The sequence below is a fragment of the Rhizobium sp. P1_E1 genome, assembly GCF_056406015.1.
Genome location: NZ_JBFUAY010000023.1, coordinates 63,644 through 88,261, shown reverse-complemented (window position 1 = coordinate 88,261; position 24,618 = coordinate 63,644). Strand labels below are relative to the sequence as shown.

The following is a 24,618-nucleotide window of genomic DNA, read 5'->3' as shown; positions in this document are numbered from 1 at the left end:
TCTTGATCCCGCAGCGCCTCTTTCGACCGACCCTGGTCCAACCTCGAGTCCCTCTGGAGACGTGAATGGCCTTTTGGAAGCAGTTTATACTGTCGCTCATCGTCATTGTTGCCGGCTTTGCCGCGTGGGTTTTCTTTGTGCCCGGCGCCGGCGATACGATGCGCGATGCAGGTATTCCAGACAGCATCGTTTCCAAGATCGCGCCGAAGGCTGAGGAGACTGCGGATGCCGATGCTCCCGCCCGGGCGCAAGGGCAGCAGCGCGGCGACGGACAAGGGCAGGGACAAAACCGCCGCAACGGCGGCGGGCGCAACAGCGCCATTCTCGTCGCGACGCAGGCTGTCGTCCAGGGCGTCGTCAACGACCGGCTGAACGCCATCGGCACGGGGGACGCGATCCGCTCGGTGGCGGTCACGCCGCAGGCATCGGGCACGATCCGCGAAATCCTCATCAAGTCTGGTGACAGGGTGAAGGCCGGGCAGGTGCTCGCCAAGCTCGACAGCGAGGAGCAGGTGATCGCCCGCGGCCAGGCTGACGTGGCGGTCAAAGCCGCCGTCGAGAAGTCCAATCTCTATCACAATATCAAGTCCAGCGTGTCGCGCATGGACGTCTTCGATTCCGAGATTGCCGAGCAGGGCGCGCGGCTGCAACTGCAGGCCGCCGAGCTCAATCTCGCACGGCGCAACATCACCGCGCCGATCGACGGTATCGTCGGCATCGTGCCGGTTAATATCGGCGACAACGTCACGACGAGCATCCCGATCGTCACGCTCGACGACCGTTCGGAAATCCTCGTCGATTATTGGGTGCCGGAGCGTTTCGCCAATACTGTGTTGGTCGGTCAACCGGTCGAGGCGATGTCGGTGGCGCGGCCGGGACAGGTCTTTTCCGGCGTGGTCGAAGCCGTCGACAACCGCATCGACGCGGCAAGTCGCACACTTCGCCTGCGCGCCAAGATCGACAATAGTTCGGATGAGTTGCGCGCCGGCATGTCCTTCAGCGTCAGCATGAAATTTGCCGGCGACAAATATCCGGCGGTCGATCCGGTCTCCGTGCAGTGGGATTCACAAGGGTCATTCGTCTGGCAGGTCAATGACGACAAGTCGCGCAAGGTGCGGGTCAGCATCGTGCAGCGCAACCCGGATTTCGTGCTCGTCAAAGCTGACCTCAAGGACGGCGACAAGATCGTGACGCAGGGCCTGCAGCGTGTGCGTGAGGGCGGGGCTGTGCGTGTGAGCGCCGATGTCGCCGCGACTGCGGAGGTCGCCACCCAATGAGCGTGACCGAGATTCATCAGGACAGGGCCTCGGGCAAGCAGAGCTTCACCGCACTTTTCGTTCGCCGGCCGATCCTGGCGCTGGTGTTCAACACGCTGATGGTCGTCGCCGGCCTTGCCGCCTATGTCGGCGTCGAGGTGCGCGAACTGCCGGATGTTGACCGTCCCGTCGTCACCGTGCGCACCACCTTCGACGGCGCTTCGCCGCAGACGATCGACCAGGAGTTGACCAAGGTGATCGAGGGGGCGGTCGCGCGCGTCAGCGGCCTGAAGTCGATTTCGTCGACCTCTTCCTTCGGCCAGAGCCGGGTCACTCTGGAATTCTCGGATGCGATCGATCTCGCGGTCGCCGCCAACGACGTGCGCGACGCGATCGGCCGCATCACCCAGAACCTGCCCGACGAAGCGGACGCGCCGCAGATCGTCAAGGCGGATTCGGATTCCTCGGCGATCTTGCGACTTGCCGTCACCTCCACCAAGCTCAACATGGACGACCTGACGCAGCTCGTCGAAAACGAGGTGATCGATCGCCTCGCCTCCGTCGACGGCGTTGCCGACGTCGAGGAGTATGGCGACCAGGAGAAGGTCTTCCGCGTCGACGTCGACCAGGGCGCGCTCGCCAGCCGCGGGCTGACCATCGGCGACCTGACGAAGGCGCTCGACAATGCCGCACTCGACGTGCCGGCCGGATCGCTGAAGAGCAATACGCAGGATATCGTGGTGCGCGCCACCGCCAACCTGCAGACGCCGGCGGATTTTTCCAACGTGATCCTACAGGACCGCGTCCGGCTCGGCGACGTCGCGACGGTGATGCTCGGGCCGCGCGACGGCGAAACGGCGCTGCGCTCCAACGGCAAGCCGGGCATCGGCCTCGGCATCATCCGCCAGGCGCAGTCGAATACGCTGAACATCTCGACCGGCATCAAGGCGGCTGTCGACCAACTGTCGAAGACGCTGCCCGAGGGCACGACGATTGCCATCACCAGCGACGACGCCGTCTTCATCCAGGGCGCGATCCACGAGGTGGTGCTGGCGCTGGTGCTCGCCGCCGTCATCGTCACCGCCGTCATCTATCTCTTCCTGCGCGATTGGCGGGCGACGCTGATTCCGGCGGTCAGCATGCCGGTGGCGCTGATCGGCACGCTGGCGGCGATCTATATGGTCGGCTTCTCGATCAACATTCTGACGCTGCTCGCGATCGTGCTGGCGACCGGCCTCGTTGTCGACGATGCGATCGTCGTGCTCGAAAATATCGTGCGCCGGCGCGCCGAAGGCATGGGACCGCGCGCGGCCGCGGTGCTCGGCACGCGTGAGGTGTTCTTCGCCGTGATCGCCACGACGGCGACGTTGGCGGCGGTGTTCATTCCGCTCTCCTTCCTGCCGGGACAGGTCGGTGGACTCTTCCGCGAATTCGGCTTCGTGCTCGCTTTCTCGGTCGGGCTGTCGTCGATCGTGGCGCTGACGCTGTGTCCAATGCTTGCCTCGCGCATGCTGACGAAGCCGATGCTCGAAGATCACGGCGTGCTCGGCCGCTTCGGCGGGGCGCTTGCCAATCTCTACAAATGGGCTCTGCACGGCTGTCTCAACGCGCCCTTCGTGGTCATCCTGTTCTCGGTGATCTTTGCCGGTGCGGCACTCGTCGCCTTCTCGACGGTCAAGAGTGAGCTGACGCCCGAAGAGGACCGGTCGATGGTGATGATGCGGCTGACGACGCCGCAGGGATCGAGCCTCGAATATACCCGCGACAAGATGCAGCTCGTCGAGGAATATCTGCAGCCGCTGGTCGACAGCGGCGACATTCGCAACGTCTTCTCGATTTCCGGCCAGGGCGGTTCGCTGAACAGCGGCTTCATGGTGCTGACGCTTGCCCCCTGGGGAGAGCGCCAGAGGACGCAGGCGGAGATCGTCGGCGATATCAACCAAGCGGCCTCCAGGGTGCCGGCTCTGCGCGGCAATGCTATCTCATCGAACAGCCTGCGCATCCGCGGCGCAGGCAGCGGCGTGCAGATGGCGCTGATCGGCAATGATCACGAGGCGCTGACGGCGGCGGCCGCCAAGCTGGTGCAGGCGCTCGAGGCCACTGGCCAATACGAGACGCCGCGCCTGACTAACGAGCCCAGCCAGGCGCAGGTGTCGGTGACAATCGACCGCGAGCGCGCCTCGGATCTCGGCATCGACATAACCGGGCTTTCGACGGCAATCCAATCGCTGCTCGAAGGGCGCTCGGTGGTCGACGTCTTCGTCGACGGCGAATCCTATCCCGTGCTTCTGACCTCGACGACGCGGCCGATCGACGATCCGACCGACCTCGAGAACGTGTTCCTGAAGACCGGCGATGGAAAGATCGTGCCGATGTCGGTCATTGCCACGATGAAGGAAGGGTCGGTCGCGCCGCAGCTCAATCGCGAGCAGCAGCTCGCCTCCGTCGCGATCACCGCCGGACTCAGGAACGGCATGTCGCTCGGCGATGCCGTCAGCCAAGTGACGGCTCTTGCCGAGCCGCTGCTGCCACCAGGCTCCCGCCTGCTGCCGCTTGCCGAGGCGGCGACGCTCGAAGAGAATTCGAGCGGCATGGCGCTGACCTTCGGCTTCGCCATCGTCATCATCTTCCTGGTGCTGGCTGCGCAGTTCGAAAGCGTGCTGTCCTCGCTGATCATCATGTCGACGGTGCCGCTCGGTCTTGCCTGCGCCGTCTTCGCGCTTGTTATCACCGGCTCCAGCCTCAACATCTACAGCCAGATCGGCCTGGTGCTGTTGGTCGGCGTCATGGCGAAGAACGGCATCCTGATCGTCGAATTCGCCAATCAGCTCCGCGACCGGGGCGAGGATGTGCGGTCCTCGATCGAGAAGGCCTGCGCGCTACGCCTTCGCCCTGTGATGATGACGATGATCGCCACCATCCTCGGCGGCGTGCCGCTGGTCTTTGCCCATGGCGCGGGCGCCGAAGCGCGCGTTGCGCTCGGCTGGGTGATCGTCGGCGGTCTCGGTTTCGCGACGCTGGTGACGCTGTTCATCACGCCGGTCGCCTATCTGCTGCTTGCCCGCTTCGCCAAGCCGCACGCCCATGAGGAGGCGCGCCTGCACGAAGAGATGTCGGTCGCCACGCGGCCGCGCGCTGCGCCCGACGACGAGCAGCTGCAGGCCGCCGAATAAGGCGTTCATCCGATTTCGAAGGCCGCCGGACTGCCGCACAACCCCTTAAATCGGAATGGATTTAAGGATAAATTTTGCAGCAATTCAAGGTGCTACACCGTCCTTTGCGGGTCTGAAAAGACGCGGGGCGCTGTAATCGGGCGGCGCTCCTCATGGTGTATGAAACCTTGCGAAATAAGATAAATTACTTCTGAAGTTTAGTCGTTTGTTAAGCATAAACGGCAATGATTGTTATCAGTAACCGACTGGTCTTCTTCGTTTCTTGGAGGCCGCAACGCGCTGGAATTCCAGCGACCCCGGACATGAGAGTCCGCGCGGACGGTTCATTTCTTGTGCAGTTTGCGTCCTGTTGTGTTTTTGGAGTTTAGTTCCGTGAGTATTTACCAGCGCGTCTCGGTGGATGCGGCGCTTCATGTGCTGCGCGATATCAACCGCAATATGGCGGTCACGCAAAACCACATCACCACCGGCAAGCGCGTCGCGGAGGCCAGAGACAATTCCGTCTACTGGTCTGTCGCGACCACTGCGCGAACCGACAACAAGGCGATTTCAGCAATCCAGGATGCGCTCGGTATGGCGGCGGCGACGATGGGAACGGCCTATACCGGCGTTCAGAACGTCATCGATGTCGTCTCGGAGATCAAGGCCAAGCTGGTTGCCGCGACCGAAGATGGCATCGACAAGAACAAGGTCAACGAAGAGATCAAGCAGTTGCAGGAGCAGTTGCGCAGCGTCTCCGAGGCGGCGACTTTCAACAGCGACAACTGGGTGGTTCTCGACAACAACGCGACGCCGACCCAGCCGCGCCAGATCCCGGCCTCCTTCATCCGCAATGCCGACGGCACGATCTCGGTCGGCATGCTGAGCTACCATATCGACACGACGCCGACCGGGAGCACCTCCTCCAAGGACGCGCGCTACCTGATCGACGATCGCGCCACCGGTTCGGGCGAATACGGCGTGCTGACATCGGCCTATTTCGCCACCGAGCTCGGCGCCTCGCAGAATTATGTGCTGATGGAGAGCAAGAACGGCACGACCACGGGGCAGGTGGTGATTTCGCTCTCGGACGTCACGACGAAAGGACAGGTCAGCGAAATGATCAGTGTCGTCGATGCGGCACTGACGCAGCTGACGACAGTCGGTTCAGCCTTCGGCGCGTTGGAGAAGCGCATCAACCTGCAAAACGACTTCGCCACGAAACTCCACGACAACATCACCGCCGGCATCGGACGGCTTGTCGATGCGGACATGGAGGAAGAGTCCAGCAAGCTCAGGGCGCTGCAGACGCAGCAACAGCTCGGCCTGCAATCGCTGAATATCGCCAACGCGACCTACGATACGGTCAGGCAGTTGTTCCAGAATTTCTAAGAGTGCGGTCACCCAGCCATCCGCCCTCGTGGTTCGAGACGGCCTTTCGGCCTCATGACCATGAGGGCTGATTGTCGCGCTGGCCGCAGAGGCTATCGTTCGGCCATACCGTCGCGCAGGCGCACTACTCGCTAAAACTGGTGATATCTGCGCATTCCCGCAACATCGCTTCTGTTTCGGCGCCTGAAATTCCCCTATCAGGGGAACATCTTCATTTTCTTGCCGCAATCCTTGCCATTTGCTCGGATCAGTCGAACGGAGACCGTCCTGTCCATGATCAAAAAATTCGTACTTCTCGCTATTGCCGCAAGCTATCTCAGTGCCTGCACGACGACCGACCCCTATACCGGTGAACAGAAGGTTTCCAATACGGCGGGCGGCGCCGCGCTTGGCGCCCTCGGCGGCGCTCTCGTCGGCGTGGCTGTCGGCGGCGGCGGCCACGGCAAGCGCAATGCGGCGTTGATCGGCGCAGGCGTCGGCGCTCTCGCCGGCGGCGCGATCGGCAATTACATGGACCAGCAGGAATCCGAGCTTCGCGCGCAGCTCGAAGGCACCGGCATTTCGGTGACACGCAACGGCGACAACATCATCCTCAACATGCCCTCGAACATCACCTTCGACGTCGACCAGGACGCGGTGAAGCCGGGCTTCTATCCGACGCTGAATTCGGTGGCGATCGTGCTGCGCAAGTTCAACCGCACGCTGATCGACGTCAATGGCCATACGGATTCGACCGGCAGCCTGCAGCACAATCAGGACCTGTCGCAGCGCCGTGCGCTGTCGGTTGCCGATTATCTCGGCGGCCAGGGCATCGACCAGCGCCGCGTCTCCGCCGTCGGTTTCGGCCCGTCCCAGCCGGTCGCCTCCAATGCGAGTGAGGCCGGCCGGGCGCAGAACCGCCGCGTCGAGATCCAGATCGCTCCGATCACGCAGGGCTGAAGCGGATTTTCTACCTTTGAAGCGGCCGGGCCTAGCCCGGCCGTTTTTGTTAATGCTGCATCGTCGCACCCTTGGTGATCTTGTCGACGATCTTCTTTTCGGCGCRCAGCGCGATGCCGACCACCTTCGCGTCTTCGGGAGCAAATTCGGCGAAGACGGCGCGATTGGCTGCGTCGTGGCCGGTCGCAAACATCTCCTCGATGAACAGCGAGCTGGCAATATCGCGCTCCAGCGCGCGGCGGTGAACGGCTGACATCGTCGCCTCGTCGGCAGAGAGCACGATGATCGGCTGGATCGATAGCGGATTGTAGAGATTGCCAGCGCGGTCCCTATAGTCTTCGCCGATGATCTCCGGATGCCGGCCGGCGATGCCTGTCATCAGGAAGGCGGTGACGTTCAGCTTCTGCCAGCCGGCAAGATTGTTTCGCAGGACGACGGCAATTTTGGTATCAAACATCGGACGGTCTTTCACCTAACTACGGGTTATGGAGTATCGGGCGCGTTGAACCAGGATTTACATCCGCAGGTCTTCGAAGGTCTTGAACGTTTGTGCGCGGGACCATCCGGCAACGCCATCCTGGCTGCGCCGGCCTTTCCCGGCATCGAGCGCATCGCGGCGCAGTTCTCAGGCAATGCCTTCGAGCCGCACCGACACGATACCTATGCGCTCGGCGTGACCCTGAAGGGGGTTCAGACCTTTCGTTATCGCGGCGAGCGGCGCTTCAGCATGCCGGGACAGGTGATCGTGCTGCATCCCGATGAGGAGCATGACGGCGGGGCGGGGACCGAGGACGGGCTGCAGTACCGCATGCTCTATCTGGAGCCGTCGCTGCTTCTTGAATGCCTGGAAGCCGATGGCGTCGGCCTGCCTTTTGTCGATGAACCCGTTATCGGCGATCCCGCGCTGGCGGGCGTGCTGCTGGCAGCACTCGGCGAACTCGACCGCGAACTGGACGAGCTTTTCGTCGACGATTTCGTATCGCGGGTGACCGGCGAGCTGTCACGGCATGCGCGCATGCCGCGCCGGCCGCTCGGCGATGTCGCCTGGCGGCAGGCGCAGGCGGCGCGAGATTATCTTGAGGCGCATGCGACCCGGGCAGTGCATTCCCTAGAGCTGGAAGCGGTGACGGGGCTCGACCGTTTCGCGCTGTCGCGGCATTTCCGGGCGGTCTTCGCCACCAGCCCGCATCGCTACCTTTTGATGCGGCGGCTGCAGCGGGCGCGGGCGATGATCGGCGCGGGCGAAGGGATTTCCGATGTGGCGGCGGCGACCGGCTTTGCCGATCAGAGCCATCTCAATCGCCATTTCAAGAAGGCATACGGCATGACGCCCGGCCAGTGGGCAGCGCTCGCGCATAACTCCGCGCCGCGCTCTAAAGCGCGTCGCGTCAATCCGGATTCATGCGACGCGCTTTAAGTCTTTGATTTATGCATGTCGTTATCCCAAAACCGCTGCGCGCTTTTGGTGCGATATGCATCAAGCGGGATTTTCCGCAAGGCCGGAGCGGCGCGCGATGAAACGGGCGAGCATCGGGCCGATCATCAGGATCACCAGGAAGCGACCGGTCTGCATCGCCATGACGAAGGGCACGTCGACATCGCTGGAGGCGGCGATGATAGCGACGGAATCGGCGCCGCCGGGGCTGGTGGCGAGATAGGCGGTCAGCGGGTCTATGCCGGCGAAGACGTGAAGCGCCACCGCCATGCAGCCGCAGAGCGCCATCAGCAGCACGATGCAGGCCGATACCCTCGGCAGGGCGCGCGCCACGTGCTTGAGGATCGAGCGGGTGAAACGCAGGCCGATGCTCCAACCGACGAGCGCATAGGCGATGGCGAGCAGCCACATCGGCAGCTCGATCTTCAGGAGGCCCGTGCCCTGCAGCAAGGCGCCGAGAAAGAGCGGGACGATGATCGTGCCGCCCTGGAGGCGCAGGCGCCAAACGCCATAGGCACAAAAGGCCGCAAAAGCCATCGTCGCTGCAAAGTCCGGCCAGTCGATCTCGGGAAAGAGGACAAGCGGCGGCGGCTCGGCGCCGTCGGCTGCCACCCACAGGCGCGAGATCACCGAGGCGCCGACGGCGACGAAGACGACGCGCAGATACTGCATGAAGGCGACGAGACGGCCATCGGCGCCATAGGCTTCCGACATGATGACCATGGCGGAGGCGCCGCCCGGCGAGGAGCCCCATACCGCCGTCGTTCCCGGCAGCACCTGCCAGCGCGTCAGCAGCCAGCCGAGGCCGGTGGCGATGGCGATGACCGAGAAGATGAACAGCAGGAAGAGCGGCGCGTCCTTCGCCATGGTGCCGAGAATGTCAGGGGTGATGGTGCGCGCCATCATCAGGCCGACGAGGACCTGGCCGAACTGCAGCGGCCAGAAGGGCACGCGAAGCTTTCCCTTGCCGACGGTCAGCGCCAGTGCGATTGCCGCGACCATCGGTCCGATCAGCAGCGAGGCCGGCAGGGCGAAGAGCTCGAGGAAGACGACAAGAGCTGAGGAAAGCGCGAGCAGCAGCGCCCATTTCGGCAGGCCGGCATCCCGCAGCAGGCGGCTTGCGTCGCTGAGTGACATGATCCCCGTGTCTTTCCTGGCCGGCGCCAAGCCCTGAGGCTGAATATGGGAGGGGCTCCGGCATGACGAAAAAAGGCCGGCTACGAGAGCCGGCTGGCGCGGGTCCGGTATAGGCGGGTGGAAGACGAGCGGTCAATTGCGAAATTTGGCTACTCGGCGCCTTAAGATGCGAATTTGATTCATGTTGCCGCGCTAAGTCATTGTTTTTATGTATGTCTCCCTCTTGAGCCGCTGCGCGGTTTTGGGCGGGGTACCGTCACAAACGCACATGGCCGGCGAGAAAATCAAGCAGGGCGCGTACACGCGCCGGCAATAGCCCGCCCTGGCCCATATAGAGGGCGTAGAACTCCTCGAGATCGCCGGGATTGGCCTCTTCGAGCACCGGCACCAGGCGCCCGGCATCGATATCGGCGCGCACGGTGAAGGCGGCAAGGCGGGCAAGGCCGGCGCCTGATAAAGCGAGGTGGCGCATGGCTTCGCCGTCTCCCACCTGCACGCCGGGGGTGATCGGGATCATCAGCGTTTCGCCGTCCTCGCGCAGCGGCCAGCCCTCTACGGCGCGGGCGTAGGAAAAGCCGATGCGGCAATGGCGGCGGAGATCGGCAGCCGAGCGCGGTTCGCCGTGGCGCGATAGATAATCCGGCGATGCGACGACGATCTTGCTGGTGGCGCCAAGCTTGCGGGCGATCAGGCTGGAATTCTTCAACGGGCCGGCGCGGATCGCGACATCGGCGCGTTCTTCCATCAAGTCGACTATCCTGTCGGTATGGGAAATATCCAGCGTCACGGCCGGATGAAGCGCCATGAAGGCAGGCACGAGCGGCGCCAGCACATGGTTGCCGAAGGAGCCGCTGGTGTTGATGCGGATGCGGCCCGAGGCCTGTTCGCCTGTCGAGGCCTGACGTTCGGCTTCGGCGATATCGGCAAGGATGGCGATGCTGCGCTCGTAGAAGGCGCAGCCTTCCGGCGTCAGTTGCAGCCTGCGGGTCGAACGGTTGACGAGGCGGGCGCCGAGGCGTGTCTCCAGTCGGGCGACGAGCTTGCTCACAGCCGACGGCGTCATGCGCCGGGCGGTAGCGGCGGCGGAAAAACCGCCACGTTCGACGACGCTGACGAAGACTTCCATTTCGCCGGAGCGATTGATGTCCTGACGACTCATGATGAATTTAAGTCACAAATGATTTGCTTTTAGGCAATCTATATCATCGAGAGACCAAGGTCTATCTCATAGGAAATACAGGAGACAGATCCATGGACTACAGAAATCTTGGCGCCTCCGGCCTCAGAGTGCCGGTCTTGAGCTTCGGCGCGGGCACATTCGGCGGCAGTGGTCCCCTGTTCGGCGCTTGGGGCAATACCGATGCGGAAGAGGCGCGGCGGCTCGTCGACATCTGCCTTGAAGCGGGTGTCAATCTCTTCGACACAGCCGACGTCTATTCGGCCGGCGCCTCCGAAGAGGTGCTCGGCCAGGCGATCCGCGGCCGGCGCGACGCTGTGCTGATTTCGACGAAGACGGCACTGCCGATGGGCGAGGGGCCGCAGGACTGGGGAACGTCGCGGGCGCGGCTGATCCGCGCGACCGAGGATGCGCTGCGCCGGCTCGGGACCGACTATATCGACCTCTTGCAGCTTCACGCCTTCGATGCCTCGACGCCGGTCGAGGAGGTGCTGTCGACGCTCGACGGGCTCGTCGCCGCAGGCAAGATCCGCTATGTCGGCGTTTCCAATTTTGCCGGCTGGGAACTGATGAAGTCGCTCGCCGCCGCCGAGCGCCACGGCTATCCGCGTTATGTCGCCCATCAGGTCTATTATTCGCTGGCAGGGCGCGATTACGAATGGGAGCTGATGCCGCTTGGCGCCGACCAGGGTGTGGGAGCCCTCGTCTGGAGCCCGCTTGCCTGGGGACGGTTGACCGGCAAGATCCGCCGCGGCCAGCCGCTGCCCAAGGCAAGCCGGCTGCACGAGACGGCGCAATACGGCCCGCCTGTCGACGACGAGAAGCTATTCGACATCGTCGAGGTGCTGGACGCGATCGCATTAGAAACCGGCCGGACGGTGCCGCAGATCGCCATCAACTGGCTGCTTAACCGGCCGACGGTATCGAGCGTCATCATTGGCGCCCGCAACGAGGAACAGCTCCGGCAGAACCTCGACGCGGTCGGCTGGAGCCTGTCGAGGGAGCAGATCGAAAGGCTCGACGCCATAAGCACTGTCACGGCGCCCTATCCCTATTTTCCCTATCGCAGGCAGGCGGGTTTTGGGCGGCTCAATCCGCCGATTGTCTGAGGTGCGGGGACTGCGGACCTGGCTATAACAACCGGCCTATAACAAAGTAGGAATGAAATCTTCTGCCAATCTTAACTGGACAGCCGCTTAGACTTGCCGCATACCCAGCCTGACCTGCGGAACACGATATGGTTTCTGCGGAATGGCAGGGAGATCAAAGGGATGGCGCTGAAGGACGCGAAGGCGGGCACACGCAACGAGGCCGGAATTGCCGCGGTGCTTGGTATTCTCAAGCAGAGCTTCGGTGAGCGTTTTCAGACCGGCCAGTCCTTCCGCGAACAACATGCCCATACGACCACTTACATCCCGCCGCAGCTGCCGGACGGTGTGCTCTTCGCCGAGAGCGCCGAGGACGTGAAGGTGGCGGTCAGGGCGTGTGCGACTCACAAGGTGCCGGTGATCGGCTTCGGTGTCGGCACCTCGCTGGAGGGCCAGGTCAATGCCGCCAATGGCGGTATTTCGATCGATTTCAGCCGCATGAACCGGGTGCTCGAGGTCAATCCGGAAGATCTCGACTGTACCGTCGAGCCGGGTGTGACACGCGAGGCGCTGAACATCCACCTGCGCGATACCGGCCTGTTCTTCCCGATCGATCCCGGCGCCAACGCCTCGATCGGCGGCATGGCCTCGACGCGGGCCTCCGGCACCAATGCCGTGCGCTACGGAACGATGAAGGACAATGTGCTTGCCGTCACCGCGGTCACCGCCAATGGCGAGGAGATCCGCACGGCCCGGCGCGCCCGCAAATCCTCGGCGGGCTACGACCTGACGCGGCTTTTCGTCGGCGCCGAGGGCACGCTCGGCATCCTGACCTCGGTAACGCTGCGCTTGCAGGCGATTCCGCAGAAGATCGCCGGAGGGGCCTGTGCCTTTCCGAGCATCAAGGCCGCTTGTGATGCCGTCATCATGACGATCCAGATGGGCATTCCGGTGGCGCGCATCGAGCTGCTCGACACGGTACAGATGCGGGCCTGCAACGCCTATTCCAAGCTCTCCTATGCCGAAAGCCCGACACTGTTCCTCGAATTTCACGGCACCGACGAGACGGTGCCGTTGCAATCGGCAGCCTTTGCCGAGATCGCGGCGGAATGCGGCGGCGGCGAATTCCTGTGGACGGCCAATGCCGAGGAACGGACGAAGCTCTGGAAGGCGCGCCACGACGCCTATTGGGCCGCAAGGGCGCTGGCGCCTGGGCTTGCCGCACTTTCGACCGATGTTTGTGTTCCGATATCGAGGCTCGCCGATTGTGTTTCCGAAACGCAGGCGGATATCGAGGAGCACGGGCTGTTGGGGCCGATTGTCGGCCATGCCGGCGACGGGAACTTCCATGTGCTGCTGTTGTTCGACGACAAAAGTGCCGAAGACATCGCCAGGGCTGAGAGCTTCGTGCAGCGGCTCAACCAGCGAGCGCTCGACCTGGACGGGACATGCACCGGCGAACACGGGATCGGGCAAGGCAAGATGGCGTTTCTGGAACAGGAGCTCGGCGGCGCGGTGGATCTGATGCGACAGGTGAAACAGGCGCTCGATCCAGACGATATCTTCAATCCCGGCAAGATTTTCCACCATGGCTGAAAACGGAATATTCTCATGAACTTGGGCCTTGCCCCCGGCATGAATAGCGCTAGAACAGAATGATGTTGGGCCAGCTCAACCTGAAATCTGAATCCTGTTCTCAAATAAAGAGTTAGAGCATGATGTCGTCCGAAAACCGCTCACACTTTTCGGCATCATGCTCTAGTGTCGGCAACAGAATCCCGAATGGAGACGCTTTGCATTGGTAGGCCGGTTCCTCGTCTTTCTGGGGGGAGTGATCGTCGTAGTGCTGTTTGTGGCGCTGCTTGCGCCGCTGTTCATCGACTGGACGGATTTCCGCAAGAATTTCGAGGATCAGGCAAGCCGCATTATCGGTAAGAAAGTCACCGTCTACGGCACGGTAGATGCGCGCCTGCTGCCGTTTCCATCGGTGACGCTGCATGATGTGCGCGTCGGCCAGGAAGCGGACGGCACGCCGATCGTCAAGGTCGAGCAGTTTTCCATGGATGCGGAGCTCGCACCTTTCCTGTCCGGCGAAGCGCTGATCTTCGACATGCGCATCGTCAATCCGAAGGTACGCTTGAGACTGCTCAAGGACGGCACGCTCGACTGGATGCGCGGCAGCCGCGCGGAAATACCGGCAAGGACCGTCGTTCTCGAAAACGTGCATGTCAGCGGCGGCGAGGTCGAATTCATCGACGACCAGTCGGGCCGCTCGCGTCGCATCACCGGCCTCAATGCGGAAATGTCGGCAAAGTCGCTGGCCGGCCCCTGGCGCATCGAGGGCGACGCTGCGCTTGACGGCGAGCACGGCGGCTTCTCGATCTCGAGCAGCCAGCCGGACGACAAGGGCGTGCTGCGCATGCGCACGAGGCTTTCGCCGGACAAGCACCCTGTCAGCGTCGATCTCGACGGCGAGCTGAAGCTCGTCGACAGCAAGCCGAATTATCAGGGCCAGCTTTCGGCGGCGATCGAGATCCGCAACAGCGCCAAGCCCGCCAACAAAAAAGAGCAGCCGCCGCGCGTCAAGGGCCGCTTCGAGCTCACCAATGAACGCATCCGCATTCCCGAATACCGGATGGAGATCGGCCCGACCGACGATCCCTATGTTATAACCGGCGAGGCGACGCTCGATACCGGCAATGCACCGGAATTCCTGCTGACCGCCGACGGGCAACAGATCGACGTCAACCGTATCGGCAATCAGGGCACTGCCGGCAAGACGACGCGCGATGCGGCTGTTTCGGCGCGCCAACGGCTGAATTCGCTGATCGATATCGTCGGGCAGGTGCCGATCCCGCAGGTGCCGGGCAAGGCGAGCGTCAAGCTGCCGGCGATCGTCGCCGGTGATACGACGTTGCGTGACGTGCAGTTGGAGCTCGAGCCGGCCGGCACCGGCTGGATGATCGACAGCGCCACCGGCACGCTGCCGGGGCGCACGCAGGTGGAAGGCAAGGGCAAGCTCCTGCTTCAGGGTGAGGCCTCGTTCAACGGCCAGATCGTGGTGGCTTCCAGCCAGCCGACCGGGCTTGCCTCCTGGCTTGCCGGCGCGGTCGATCCGGCCATCCGGCAACTGCGGCAGGCGGGCTTTTCCGCCAATGTCAGCCTGACGCATGAATTGCAGCGTTTCGAAAATCTCGAGATTGCCATCGGACCGGCGACGCTGAAGGGCCGGCTGGAGCGCCAGGCGATTTCCGGCCAGACGCCGACGCTGTCGGTGGCGCTAAACGGCGATACGCTCGATCTCGACGCGCTGCAGGCGCTGAGCGGGCTCATGACCGGCCAGGATGCCGGCGACAACGTGCTCGACCACAAGATCGCCGCCCAGCTTAAGGCCGACAAGTTCACCGCCTTCGGCGTCAGTGCCGACAATGTCGAGACCACCTTTACGATCGCCGATGGCGCGCTTGCCGTCGACCGGCTGTCGATCAAGGATATCGCAGGCGCCGAGCTGACGGCGACGGGCAGAGCGGAAGGCTCATTGCTCGACTACAAAGGCGCGGGTGAAATCACCTTCAAATCGGCCGATCCCGGCGGCTTCTTTACCATGCTGCGCGAGCACCTGCCGCATCACCCGGTGCTCGACCGGCTGGTGCGCAATGCCGGGTGGTACGGCAATACGGCGCTTCGCGGCGCGCTGACGCTCGGCGGCGACGAGGGCAACGCGCTGACGGTGACACTTGCCGGTGTCTCGAACGGCAGCCGCGTCAATCTCGACTACCGCATGTCCGACCTCTTGGCGCTGACCGGCAATGGCACGACGAGCCTTGAGGCAACGCTCGAAAACGCCGTGCCGTCCATCCTGTTCGGCCAGGCCGGGCTCGACCCGCTGCCGGTCGATGTCGGGGCCAATGGCCGCCTGACGCTGAAGGTGAAGGCATCGGGCAATGATCCCGCCGATGCGGCCCTGAGCTTTGCGACCGACCGGACCTCGTTCACCGCCAACGGCAAGGTCGATGTTCGGCCGGAGACCTTCATGAACGGCCAGATCGGGCTTTCGCTGGACAGTGCCGATATTGACCCCTATCTCATCATGAACGGCATCGCCCTGCCGCAGACCGGAACCGGGTTGCCGCTCGGCCTGCAGGTCAATGCCGCCGTCGACAGCGACAAGATCGTCTTTTCGGATCTCAAGGGGCATGCGGCCGATAACGAATTTTCAGGTGCGCTGACCTTCGACCGGAAGGCTGCGAAGACGACCGCGAGCGGTGGGCTGACACTCACCAAGGCCGATGCCGGCTGGCTCGGCGAGGCGGTGTTCGGCCAGATCGTCGATCCCGCCAACGGTCAGCTGACGACGGCGCCGCTGGGGCTGCCCATCTTCAAGGATCTCGACGTCAACGTGAAGCTGATGGCCAAGCAGTTCTGGCCGGGCCTGCCGGATACGGCGGTGTCGGACTTCACCAGCAACGTCGCCTACAAGGGCGACGAGTTGCAGCTCAACGACATGGCCGGCAACTGGGACGGTGGAAAGCTTTCCGGCAACCTGCTCTTCACCAATGCCAACGGCACCGGCTTCCTGCAGACGAAGCTTGCGCTTGCCGATTCCGATCTTTCCGGCGTCGTCTGGCTGCGCGACGGCGCGCCGATCGCCAACGGCAAGTTCGGATTGTCGCTGTCGATGGAGGCCTCGGGCAAGACGATCGGCGAAATTGCCAGCTCGCTCAATGGTTCGGGCGAACTGAGGCTTGGCGATACCAGCATACGCGGGCTGAATCTTGCCATCCTTCCGCCGCTGCTTGCCGCGACCGATACGATGCAGGAGCAGATCAATGCCGGCAAGGTGCATCCGATCATCGAAACGCTGCTCAGCAACGGCGAGGCGAAGCTGCCGCCGCTCGGCGTCCCCTTCAACATCACCGACGGGACGCTGAGGGTGCAGAATGTCACCGTCGCCAACGATCTCGCCCGCATCACCGCCGATGCGCAGATCGCGCTGCCGGAAGAGCGGGTCAGCGCGACGCTGGGTGTCGGGTTCAATCCGGGCACCGAAGCGCTTTCTGGTGCGGAGCCGGCGCTCAGGCTGAATTTTTCCGGCATGCTGCCATCACCCGGCAAGACGATGGATGTGACCGATATCACCAGCTATCTGTCGCTGCGCGCTTTCGAGCGCGAGCGCCGGCGGGTCGAACGGCTGCAGGCGATCGTGCTCGAAAAACAACGGCTGCGCCGCGAGGTGGCGCTCTATCGGTTCAACGACGCCGAGCGCATCAAGGCGGCCGAGATCGAGCAACAACGGCAGGCGGAGGAAGAGCGGCTGCGTGCACTGGCGCAGCAAGCAGCCGCTGTGAAGGCTGCTGCCGAGGCAGAGGCTGCACGCGCGGCGGAAGCCAAAGCGAAGGCGGATGCGCAAGCGAGGGCTGCCGCCGAGGCGGAAGCGGCACGGCGCAGCGGGCAAGCACAGCCGGGTCCGCTCAATTTTGACCAGTTGCCGGGCGTTCAGGCGCAGTGAGATTGCGTAGAATTTGATTCATGCAGGGCGTATCAGATCTTTGTTTTCATTGATTTTTCTCCCCAAATCGCCCCACGGTTTTGTGCAGCATGCATCAGGCCCGGGTCACGGCTGGCGGTCGCCCCCAGCCTTCAGCCAGGAAAGCACATGCAAGCGCAGCGCCGAGGACAGGTTGCTGTCCGGCGGGCGGTGGTCGTCGATTTCGGAGATCAGGGCGGCGAGCGGTATCGAACGGCCCGCGGCAATCATCTTCAGCTCGGCCCAGAACTCATCTTCAAGCGAAAAACTGGTGCGATGGCCGTGCAATGTCGCCGAATGCTTGCGGATCATGGAGCGCCTTCACATCCCGGTTATAGCGCCGAGCGTCCGCGAGGACGCGCTCAGGACGTTTTGTCAAATCATGCGTGGGTTGGCAGATCGATTCAAGGAAACCGCGCAAGTGGCTGATCGCAGAATCCATTCCAGCTTTTCAAGCTTTGCGTGAAACCCTCACGCGCCGTCGTCATCAGTCTCGATCCGGCCGTCGCGATGGATCTTGTCGGCCTTGTCGTTCAGGCTGCGGGTCAGTTGCTTTTCGGCCTTGGCGCGGCCGAAGGAAATACGGTTCTGTTCGGCCTGCTTCTCCTTTTCGGAGCGAGCCTGCTTCTTGCGGAACTGGCGCAGATTGATGATTTCGGCGCTCATGCGTTTGCCTGAATTCCCTATGAAAAAGGGAGGCTTGGCCTCCCTTCAAATCACTGTTTCTTGCGGAAGGAGTCGAGTGAGACGACGGAGCCCGGTTTCTTCTCTTCGCCATCGACGGGTTTTGCGCCCGCAGCGTCATCCGACTTTCCAGCCGCATCCACCGGATAGGCGGTGATTTCACCGGACGGCAATTCCTCGCCATCGGCGAGAGGCACGTCGAATTCGAGCTCGAAGTTGACGGAGGGATCGTAGAAGCCGCGGATCGCATTGAATGGGATGACCAGCTTTTCCGGAACGTCGGAGAAGGAAAGGCCGATCTCAAAATGCGTTTCGGTGATCTTCATGTCCCAGAACTGGTGCTGGATGACGATGGTCATCTGCTCGGGGTATTTCGACTTCAGATGCTGGGAGATGCGCACCCCGGTCGCGCCCGTGAGGAAGGTGATGAAGAAGTGATGATCACCGGGCAGGCGGCCCGTGGCTGCGACTTCCGCCAATACCTTGCGGATGACGCCGCGAAGTGCATCCTGTGCCAGAATGTCGTAGCGGATATGATCCTGCCCCATGCTTTTCCTGTCTTTCGTCGGTTCGGAGTCTTTTCACAAGGTTGTATGCCACGTCCGGGCGCCTTGGGAAAGACCGGAGCCGAGTCACGTTTTTAAGCAGCATACATGATTTCGGCGGCAGGGAGAAGGTGAAGGCTTCTGTTGCCAGGTGCCTTCGGACCCCGCCTAGAGGTGCGAACCACTAGGACTTTGATTGAAGTGTCACACCGCGATTAAGCAGCGAGACGAGCTTCCGCATAGTTGTCGTTTGCAACTACAATTTTAGCCCGATAACGGCGGTACAATGCCGAGCAAAAAGACGATCTTTACACCCTTGTCGATCCTGTTTCGCCCCCATCAAAAGCCGGCCTTCGAGACCGCCGGTTTTTGGTGGAGGCGCCGGGTACCGCCCCCGGGTCCAATAGGTTTATTACACCGCTCGTTTATCGCCATAGCCGGCCCGAAAGCCAGCATGGGTGATATAGTGGTTTCCTCAGCCCAAGGAAAGGGCAAACGTCATAAAAGCGTTATGCGACCCATCAGAAACATTGGGAAAATGCCCGGCGGTGATTGGTTTCCCGGTTCTGAAGGCTTAAATTAGCCGAAACGGAATCAGCGCGACATGAAGCAATATCTCGATCTCTTGAATCATGTGATGGAAAAGGGCTCCGACCGGGGCGACCGCACCGGCACCGGCACACGCTCAGTCTTCGGCTACCAGATGCGCTTCGATCTGGAAGAGGGCTTCCCCGTCCTCACCACGAAGAAGCTGCATCTGCGCTCGATCATCCACGAGCTTCTCTGGTTCCTGAAGGGCGAGACGAATATCCGCTATCTCAAGGAGAACGGCGTTTCGATCTGGGACGAATGGGCCGATGAAAACGGCGATCTCGGGCCTGTTTACGGCGCCCAGTGGCGCTCCTGGCCAGCGCCCGACGGCGGCCATATCGACCAGATCGCCAATCTCGTCAAAGGCATCGTCAACAATCCGAATTCGCGCCGCCACATCGTCTCGGCCTGGAATCCGGCCGAAGTGGACGAAATGGCGCTGCCGCCCTGCCATTGCCTGTTCCAGTTCTATGTGGCTGATGGCAAGCTTTCCTGCCAGCTCTACCAGCGCTCGGCCGATATCTTCCTCGGCGTGCCGTTCAATATCGCTTCCTATGCGCTGCTGACGATGATGGTGGCTCAGGTGACCGGACTGAAGCCTGGCGATTTCGTCCACACGCTCGGCGACACCCATCTCTATCACAACCATTTCGACCAGGCGAAACTGCAGCTTGCACGCCGGCCGAAGCCGCTGCCGTTCATGCGCATCAATCCTGAGGTGAAGGACATTTTCGGCTTCACCTTCGACGATTTCGAGCTGATCGGCTACGAGGCCGATGCCAGCATCAAGGCGCCGATCGCCGTCTGATCCAGGATATTCCATGGCCGACATCCGCAGGACCATTATCGCCGCCGTTGCCCGCAACGGCATTATCGGCCGCGACGGCGACATGCCGTGGCGGCTTTCGAGCGACCTCAAGCGCTTCAAGGCGCTGACATTGGGCAAGCCTGTGGTGATGGGCCGCAAGACCTACGATTCGATCGGCAGGCCGCTGCCGGGACGGCCGAACGTCGTCATCTCGCGGCAGGCGGCGATAGACCATCCTGATGTCTCCATGGCCCATACGCTGCCGGAGGCGATGACGGCGGCCGAAAGGCTGGCGCTCGAAACCGGCGTCGACGAAATCTGCATTCTGGGCGGCGGGCAGGTCTATGCCCAGGCGATCGGCCTTGCCGACCGGATGTGCATCACGCATGTCGAGGCTGATCTCGATGGAGACGCGTCGTTTCCCGTGATCGATCCCGACACCTGGCAGGCGGGGGAGGCGATCGCGGTTCCGGCCGGCGAAAAGGACAGCTATCCCACGCGTTTCATCGTCTACGAACGCCGTCACGCCTGAAAATGAACTATTTTCCAATTAAATTGACCAAGTTTCTCACGCTGCGTTGAAAGGCGATGCGGCGATACCTATAACGGTCACCAACGCGTCCGCCGGTCAGCCCCCACGGTTTCGGATGCGTGGAGACTTAACGAACAACGAGGTTTTGATGCCCTGGAGCAATCAGAATGGCGGCGGCGGCCCTTGGGGCGGCGGCGGCGGTAATAATCAGGGACCATGGGGACAGGGGCCGAACCGGCCGCGCGGTGGCGGCGGCAAGGGCGGACCGCCTGATCTGGAAGATATCATCCGGCGCGGCCAGGACCAACTGCGCAACATCATTCCCGGCGGCTTCAACGGCGGCGTGGCGGTGATCGTCGCGGCGATCGTCGCCGTCTTCTGGCTGATCCAGTGCATCTATGTCGTGCAGCCGGACGAACGCGGCGTCGAACTGCGGTTCGGCAAGCCGAAGGCCGAGATTTCCATGCCGGGCCTGCATTTCCACCTGTGGCCGATGGAGACCGTGGAGACGGTCAAGGTGACCGTGCAGCAATTGAACATCGGGGCGACTTCGGCATCGTCTTCGAACGGCCTGATGCTGTCCAGCGACAAGAGCGTCATCAACGTGCAGTTCGCTGTCTTCTACACCGTCAGCGATCCCAAGGCCTATCTCTTCAACGTCGAAAATCCGGCAGAGACGCTGCAGCAGGTTTCCGACAGTGCCATGCGTGAAATCGTTGGCCGGCGTCCGGCGCAGGACGCCTTCCGCAGTAATCGCCAGCCGATCGAAGTGGATGTGCTCAATATCCTGCAGGACACGATGAACCGCTATGGCGCGGGCGTGACCGTGACCGGCGTGACGATCCAGAACGTGGCGCCGCCGCGGGAAGTCGCCGATGCTTTCGAAGAAGTCCAGCGTGCCGGCCGTGACCGCGATAGCACGATCGAAGAGGCCAATCGCTACACGAACCAAAAGCTCGGCCAGGCGCGAGGCGATGCGGCCAGAATCCGCGAAGATTCAGCCGCGTACAAGGACCGTGTGGTGAAGGAGGCGGAAGGTGAGGCGCAGCGGTTCACGGCGATCAACGACGAATATTCCAAGGCGCCCGATGTGACCCGCAAGCGGTTGTACCTCGAAACGATGGAGCAGGTGCTGAAGAACTCCCGGAAGGTCATCATCGACGAGAAGCAGGGCGTCCTGCCCTATCTGCCGCTCAATGAGCTCGGCAAACCGGCGCAACAGGGAGGTTGAGTCATGACATCGAACAGACTTCCCATCATTCTCCTCATCCTCGCCATTGTGCTGGTCGGGCTTTATTCGTCCATCTTCGTGGTGAATGCACGTGAGCAGGCCATCGTCGTCCGCTTCGGCCAGATCCAGTCGGTCAAGACCGAGCCTGGGATTTATTTCAAGCTGCCTTTCGGCTTCATGGATGCCGACCGCGTTCAGCTGGTCGAAAAGCAGGCGCTGAGGCTCGATCTCGACAATATCCGCGTTCAGGTCCAGGACGGCCAGACCTTCGACGTCGATGCCTTCGTGATCTATAACATCTCGGATGTTCGCCGTTTCCGCGAAACGGTGTCGGGTGATCGCGAGGCTGCGGAAGCGCGGTTGAGGGCGCAGCTCGATTCATCGCTTCGCCGCGTCTACGGTCTGCGTGACTACAATGCCGCGCTCTCGGAAGAGCGTGTCGCAATGATGCTGGAGATTCGCGACGATCTGCGCACGGATGCCGAAAATCTCGGCCTGCATATAGACGACGTTCGCATCCGCCGCACCGACCTTTCGCCGGAGGTTGCGCCGAACACCTATAATGCCATGCGTTCGGAACGCCTTGCCGAGGCGGAGCGCATCCGTGCTGAGGGCAATGAGGAAGGCCAAAGGCGGCGCGCCATCGCCGACCGTCAGGTTGTCGAGCTCACCGCGGGCGCCCAGCGTGATGCGGAAATCCTTCGAGGCCAGGGCGATGCGGAACGCAACCGCGTCTTCGCCGAAGTCTTCAGCAAGGATCCAGCCTTCTTCGAGTTCTATCGCTCGATGGCGGCCTATTCCTCCGCTCTCTCGTCGCAGGACACGACGCTGGTGCTGTCGCCGAATTCGGAATTCTTCCGCTATTTCGACAATGCCGCCGGCACTCTGCAGCCGTCGCCAGCAAGCCCGGCAGTGCCGGCTCCGGCAGCGCCTGGGGCTCCTGCCCAGCCGACGAATTGAAGCAGGGGATACCCCGATAATCCTGGAAGGGCCGGCCCGAGTGCCGGCCCTTTTTTCGTGGAATGGTCGCTATAATTGGGCTTTTGCGAGGCCACGTCACATTGCACGGGGATTTYGCGAAAAGGTGATTTCGCCCTCCATCATTCCGCCTTATGCTGGTGCTCAATGTGCGCATGTACCCCTTATGAGGAAGCTTGATGGCCCCCACGATTCGCTCGCCCTTCAGACGAACGCTCGCGCTTATGGCCAGCGCTGCAATTCTTGCGCATGCCGGCATGAACGGGGTCGCCTACGCCCAAACCGCGCCTGAGACGACAGCACCCGGGGTTGCGACGCCCGCTCCGGTTACTCCTGAGCCGGCTGCTCCCGCACCCACACCGCCGGCCGCGGCTGCACCGGAAACAGCTGCTCCCGCTCCTACGCCTCCCGTACCCGCCGCACCGCAGCAGGCCGCCCCGAGCCAGGCCGTCGTACCGAATAACGGCCCGGCTTCGGTCGCCGATCTTGCCGAGGGGCTGCTCGACGCGGTGGTCAACATCTCGACCTCGCAGAATGTGAAGGACGACGAGGGCGCAGGCCCGGCGCCGCGCGCGCCCGACGGCTCGCCTTTCCAGGAATTCTTCAACGATTTCTTCAACAAGCAGCAGGGCAACAAGGGCGGCAACCACAATGTCAGCTCGCTCGGCTCCGGCTTCGTTATCGATCCGGCCGGCTATATCGTCACCAATAACCACGTGATCGAGGGCGCCGACGACATCGAGATCAATTTCGCCAACGGTTCGAAGCTCAAGGCGAAGCTGATCGGCACCGACACGAAGACCGATCTTTCGGTGCTGAAGGTCGAGCCGAAGGCACCGCTGAAGTCCGTGAAATTCGGCGATTCCAGCAAGATGCGCATCGGCGACTGGGTGATGGCGATCGGCAATCCGTTCGGCTTCGGCGGTTCGGTGACGGTCGGCATCATTTCCGGGCGCGGCCGCAACATCAATGCCGGCCCCTACGACAACTTCATCCAGACGGATGCGGCGATCAACAAGGGCAATTCCGGCGGCCCGCTCTTCAACATGAAGGGTGAAGTGATCGGCATCAACACGGCGATCATTTCGCCGAGCGGTGGCTCGATCGGCATCGGTTTCTCGGTGCCGTCGGAGCTTGCCTCCGGCGTTGTCGACCAGTTGCGCGAATATGGCGAGACGCGGCGCGGCTGGCTCGGCGTGCGCATCCAGCCGGTGACTGACGATATCGCCGACAGCCTCGGGCTCGACACTGCAAAGGGCGCGCTGGTCGCCGGCGTCATCAAGGGTGGCCCAGTCGACGACGGCTCGATCAAGGCGGGCGACGTCATTTTGAAATTCGACGGCAAGACCGTCAGCGAAATGCGCGACCTGCCGCGTGTCGTGGCGGAAAGCACAGTCGGCAAGGAAGTCGATGTGGTGGTGCTGCGCGACGGCAAGGAGCAGACCGTCAAGGTGAAGCTTGGCCGGCTTGAGGACAGCGATCAGGCGGCTGCATCCGATGATGCGGCGCCTGATGGTTCGCAGGATGACGGCGTGATCACCCCGGACCCCGGCGAGAACAACGACATGGACCAGCCGGATACCGGCGATCAGGCCCAACCCGCACCTGATACACCCGACCAGCATAAGGGCCAGGTGTCGCCGGATGCTGCAACGCCGAAGAACGTGCTCGGGCTGTCGCTGTCGCTGTTGAGCGCCGAGACGCGCAAGGCCTTCGGGATTGCCGAGAGCGTCGACGGCGTCGTCGTCACAGAGGTGACGCCCGGCTCCGCCTCCGCCGAAAAGGGGTTGAAGCCCGGCGACGTGATCGTCGAGGTGGCGCAGGAGTTCATGAAGTCGCCGGATGCGGTCGCCGCCAAGGTGCAGGCGCTGAAACAGGAGGGCCGCCGCAACGCCCAGCTGATGATCGCATCGGCGAATGGTGATCTGCGGTTCGTGGCGGTGCCGATGGAATAAGGGAGCTACGGCGGTAGTGAATTAGCCGCCGTACTCTCCAACTCTCCCTCATTCCTCTGCTTGTCATAGGAATCCAGTGCGCCTAAGTCCTTGGGCGCAGAAAACTCTTCTCTCCTGACGTAAGTCACTCACCGCGCAGACGCGCGGTGGCTGGTTTCCTGTGACGAGCACAGGAATGAGGGCGGAGAGGG

The 24,618-nt window shown here is 62.5% G+C and carries 19 protein-coding genes and 1 other RNA gene; 13 read left to right on the top strand and 7 right to left on the bottom strand.

The window, feature by feature from the left end; all coding sequences use genetic code 11:
- Positions 1-65: 65 nt before the first annotated feature.
- From AC1D1Z_RS11670 to AC1D1Z_RS11655, 4 genes are all read left to right on the top strand, one after another.
- Entirely contained in the window at positions 66-1,277 is a 1,212-nt protein-coding gene (locus tag AC1D1Z_RS11670; protein WP_112904114.1) for an efflux RND transporter periplasmic adaptor subunit, read from the top strand.
- Entirely contained in the window at positions 1,274-4,429 is a 3,156-nt protein-coding gene (locus AC1D1Z_RS11665; RefSeq protein ID WP_112904112.1) for an efflux RND transporter permease subunit, read from the top strand. Before AC1D1Z_RS11670 ends, AC1D1Z_RS11665 begins: the two co-directional genes overlap by 4 nt.
- A 372-nt stretch (positions 4,430-4,801) precedes the next feature.
- Positions 4,802-5,800 carry a flagellin N-terminal helical domain-containing protein gene (locus AC1D1Z_RS11660; protein ID WP_018242826.1) on the top strand — a complete coding sequence of 333 codons (999 nt, stop codon included), beginning with the start codon at positions 4,802-4,804 and terminating at the stop codon, positions 5,798-5,800.
- A gap of 273 nt (positions 5,801-6,073) precedes the next feature.
- Entirely contained in the window at positions 6,074-6,739 is a 666-nt protein-coding gene (locus AC1D1Z_RS11655) for a YiaD family glycine zipper/OmpA-like lipoprotein (RefSeq protein WP_012758248.1), read from the top strand.
- 49 nt (positions 6,740-6,788) lie between these two features.
- On the opposite strand, the gene AC1D1Z_RS11650 is transcribed toward AC1D1Z_RS11655, so the two are convergent.
- Positions 6,789-7,196, bottom strand: a complete 408-nt coding sequence (locus AC1D1Z_RS11650; protein WP_477850571.1) for a DUF2000 family protein — start codon at positions 7,194-7,196, stop codon at positions 6,789-6,791.
- Positions 7,197-7,241: 45 nt separating this feature from the next.
- Here AC1D1Z_RS11650 and AC1D1Z_RS11645 point away from each other — a divergent pair, with 45 nt between their 5' ends.
- Entirely contained in the window at positions 7,242-8,156 is a 915-nt protein-coding gene (locus AC1D1Z_RS11645; RefSeq protein ID WP_018446523.1) for an AraC family transcriptional regulator, read from the top strand.
- A gap of 60 nt (positions 8,157-8,216) precedes the next feature.
- Here AC1D1Z_RS11645 and AC1D1Z_RS11640 read toward each other — a convergent pair whose 3' ends face one another.
- Together AC1D1Z_RS11640 and AC1D1Z_RS11635 are read right to left on the bottom strand one after the other, a co-directional pair.
- Positions 8,217-9,311, bottom strand: a complete 1,095-nt coding sequence (locus AC1D1Z_RS11640) for an AbrB family transcriptional regulator (RefSeq protein WP_018242823.1) — start codon at positions 9,309-9,311, stop codon at positions 8,217-8,219.
- A gap of 256 nt (positions 9,312-9,567) precedes the next feature.
- Positions 9,568-10,470 (bottom strand): LysR family transcriptional regulator, encoded by a 903-nt coding sequence (locus AC1D1Z_RS11635; protein WP_130652753.1) that lies wholly within the window; start codon positions 10,468-10,470, stop codon positions 9,568-9,570.
- Between the two features lie 92 nt (positions 10,471-10,562).
- On the opposite strand from AC1D1Z_RS11635, the gene AC1D1Z_RS11630 reads away from it, so the two are divergent.
- The 3 genes from AC1D1Z_RS11630 (at position 10,563) to AC1D1Z_RS11620 (ending at position 17,085) form a co-directional block, all read left to right on the top strand.
- Complete coding sequence (locus tag AC1D1Z_RS11630) at positions 10,563-11,597, top strand: aldo/keto reductase (RefSeq protein WP_130652752.1); 1,035 nt, start codon at positions 10,563-10,565, stop codon at positions 11,595-11,597.
- 162 nt (positions 11,598-11,759) lie between these two features.
- Complete coding sequence (locus tag AC1D1Z_RS11625) at positions 11,760-13,172, top strand: FAD-binding oxidoreductase (RefSeq protein ID WP_018242820.1); 1,413 nt, start codon at positions 11,760-11,762, stop codon at positions 13,170-13,172.
- A 202-nt stretch (positions 13,173-13,374) separates the two neighbouring features.
- Positions 13,375-17,085, top strand: a complete 3,711-nt coding sequence (locus AC1D1Z_RS11620) for an AsmA family protein (protein WP_130652751.1) — start codon at positions 13,375-13,377, stop codon at positions 17,083-17,085.
- Between the two features lie 105 nt (positions 17,086-17,190).
- On the opposite strand, the gene AC1D1Z_RS11615 is transcribed toward AC1D1Z_RS11620, so the two are convergent.
- The 4 genes from AC1D1Z_RS11615 to ssrA form a co-directional block, all read right to left on the bottom strand.
- Complete coding sequence (locus tag AC1D1Z_RS11615) at positions 17,191-17,415, bottom strand: ribbon-helix-helix domain-containing protein (RefSeq protein ID WP_018242818.1); 225 nt, start codon at positions 17,413-17,415, stop codon at positions 17,191-17,193.
- 159 nt (positions 17,416-17,574) lie between these two features.
- The gene (locus tag AC1D1Z_RS11610) at positions 17,575-17,769 is read right to left on the bottom strand and encodes a DUF4169 family protein (RefSeq protein ID WP_018242817.1); all 195 of its coding nucleotides are present in this window, start codon (positions 17,767-17,769) and stop codon (positions 17,575-17,577) included.
- Positions 17,770-17,819: 50 nt separating this feature from the next.
- Positions 17,820-18,335, bottom strand: a complete 516-nt coding sequence (locus AC1D1Z_RS11605) for an SspB family protein (protein WP_018446518.1) — start codon at positions 18,333-18,335, stop codon at positions 17,820-17,822.
- A 127-nt stretch (positions 18,336-18,462) separates the two neighbouring features.
- Positions 18,463-18,825: a transfer-messenger RNA gene (ssrA, locus tag AC1D1Z_RS11600) on the bottom strand.
- Between the two features lie 111 nt (positions 18,826-18,936).
- On the opposite strand from ssrA, the gene AC1D1Z_RS11595 reads away from it, so the two are divergent.
- The 5 genes from AC1D1Z_RS11595 (at position 18,937) to AC1D1Z_RS11575 (ending at position 24,427) form a co-directional block, all read left to right on the top strand.
- Positions 18,937-19,731 (top strand): thymidylate synthase, encoded by a 795-nt coding sequence (locus AC1D1Z_RS11595; protein ID WP_018242815.1) that lies wholly within the window; start codon positions 18,937-18,939, stop codon positions 19,729-19,731.
- A 13-nt stretch (positions 19,732-19,744) separates the two neighbouring features.
- A complete protein-coding gene (locus AC1D1Z_RS11590) occupies positions 19,745-20,263 on the top strand; it encodes a dihydrofolate reductase (RefSeq protein WP_047623387.1) in 519 nt (172 codons plus the stop codon).
- A 148-nt stretch (positions 20,264-20,411) separates the two neighbouring features.
- The gene (gene hflK / locus AC1D1Z_RS11585) at positions 20,412-21,494 is read left to right on the top strand and encodes an FtsH protease activity modulator HflK (RefSeq protein WP_018446516.1); all 1,083 of its coding nucleotides are present in this window, start codon (positions 20,412-20,414) and stop codon (positions 21,492-21,494) included.
- Positions 21,495-21,497: 3 nt separating this feature from the next.
- Entirely contained in the window at positions 21,498-22,454 is a 957-nt protein-coding gene (gene hflC, locus AC1D1Z_RS11580) for a protease modulator HflC (protein WP_018242812.1), read from the top strand.
- Positions 22,455-22,651: 197 nt separating this feature from the next.
- Positions 22,652-24,427, top strand: coding sequence for a Do family serine endopeptidase (locus tag AC1D1Z_RS11575; RefSeq protein WP_047623386.1), 1,776 nt, complete (start codon positions 22,652-22,654; stop codon positions 24,425-24,427).
- The last annotated feature ends 191 nt before the right edge of the window (positions 24,428-24,618 follow it).

Bases quoted from the DNA above. Each gene is read 5' to 3' on its own strand.
- hflC (WP_018242812.1), top strand. From the start codon at position 21,498: ATGACATCGAACAGACTTCCCATCATTCTCCTCATCCTCGCCATTGTG.
- AC1D1Z_RS11590 (WP_047623387.1), top strand. From the start codon at position 19,745: ATGGCCGACATCCGCAGGACCATTATCGCCGCCGTTGCCCGCAACGGC.
- AC1D1Z_RS11605 (WP_018446518.1), bottom strand. From the start codon at position 18,335: ATGGGGCAGGATCATATCCGCTACGACATTCTGGCACAGGATGCACTT.
- AC1D1Z_RS11595 (WP_018242815.1), top strand. From the start codon at position 18,937: ATGAAGCAATATCTCGATCTCTTGAATCATGTGATGGAAAAGGGCTCC.
- AC1D1Z_RS11610 (WP_018242817.1), bottom strand. From the start codon at position 17,769: ATGAGCGCCGAAATCATCAATCTGCGCCAGTTCCGCAAGAAGCAGGCT.
- AC1D1Z_RS11665 (WP_112904112.1), top strand. From the start codon at position 1,274: ATGAGCGTGACCGAGATTCATCAGGACAGGGCCTCGGGCAAGCAGAGC.
- AC1D1Z_RS11625 (WP_018242820.1), top strand. From the start codon at position 11,760: ATGGCGCTGAAGGACGCGAAGGCGGGCACACGCAACGAGGCCGGAATT.
- AC1D1Z_RS11615 (WP_018242818.1), bottom strand. From the start codon at position 17,415: ATGATCCGCAAGCATTCGGCGACATTGCACGGCCATCGCACCAGTTTT.
- AC1D1Z_RS11630 (WP_130652752.1), top strand. From the start codon at position 10,563: ATGGACTACAGAAATCTTGGCGCCTCCGGCCTCAGAGTGCCGGTCTTG.
- AC1D1Z_RS11655 (WP_012758248.1), top strand. From the start codon at position 6,074: ATGATCAAAAAATTCGTACTTCTCGCTATTGCCGCAAGCTATCTCAGT.
- AC1D1Z_RS11575 (WP_047623386.1), top strand. From the start codon at position 22,652: ATGGCCCCCACGATTCGCTCGCCCTTCAGACGAACGCTCGCGCTTATG.
- AC1D1Z_RS11670 (WP_112904114.1), top strand. From the start codon at position 66: ATGGCCTTTTGGAAGCAGTTTATACTGTCGCTCATCGTCATTGTTGCC.
- AC1D1Z_RS11640 (WP_018242823.1), bottom strand. From the start codon at position 9,311: ATGTCACTCAGCGACGCAAGCCGCCTGCTGCGGGATGCCGGCCTGCCG.
- AC1D1Z_RS11635 (WP_130652753.1), bottom strand. From the start codon at position 10,470: ATGAGTCGTCAGGACATCAATCGCTCCGGCGAAATGGAAGTCTTCGTC.
- hflK (WP_018446516.1), top strand. From the start codon at position 20,412: ATGCCCTGGAGCAATCAGAATGGCGGCGGCGGCCCTTGGGGCGGCGGC.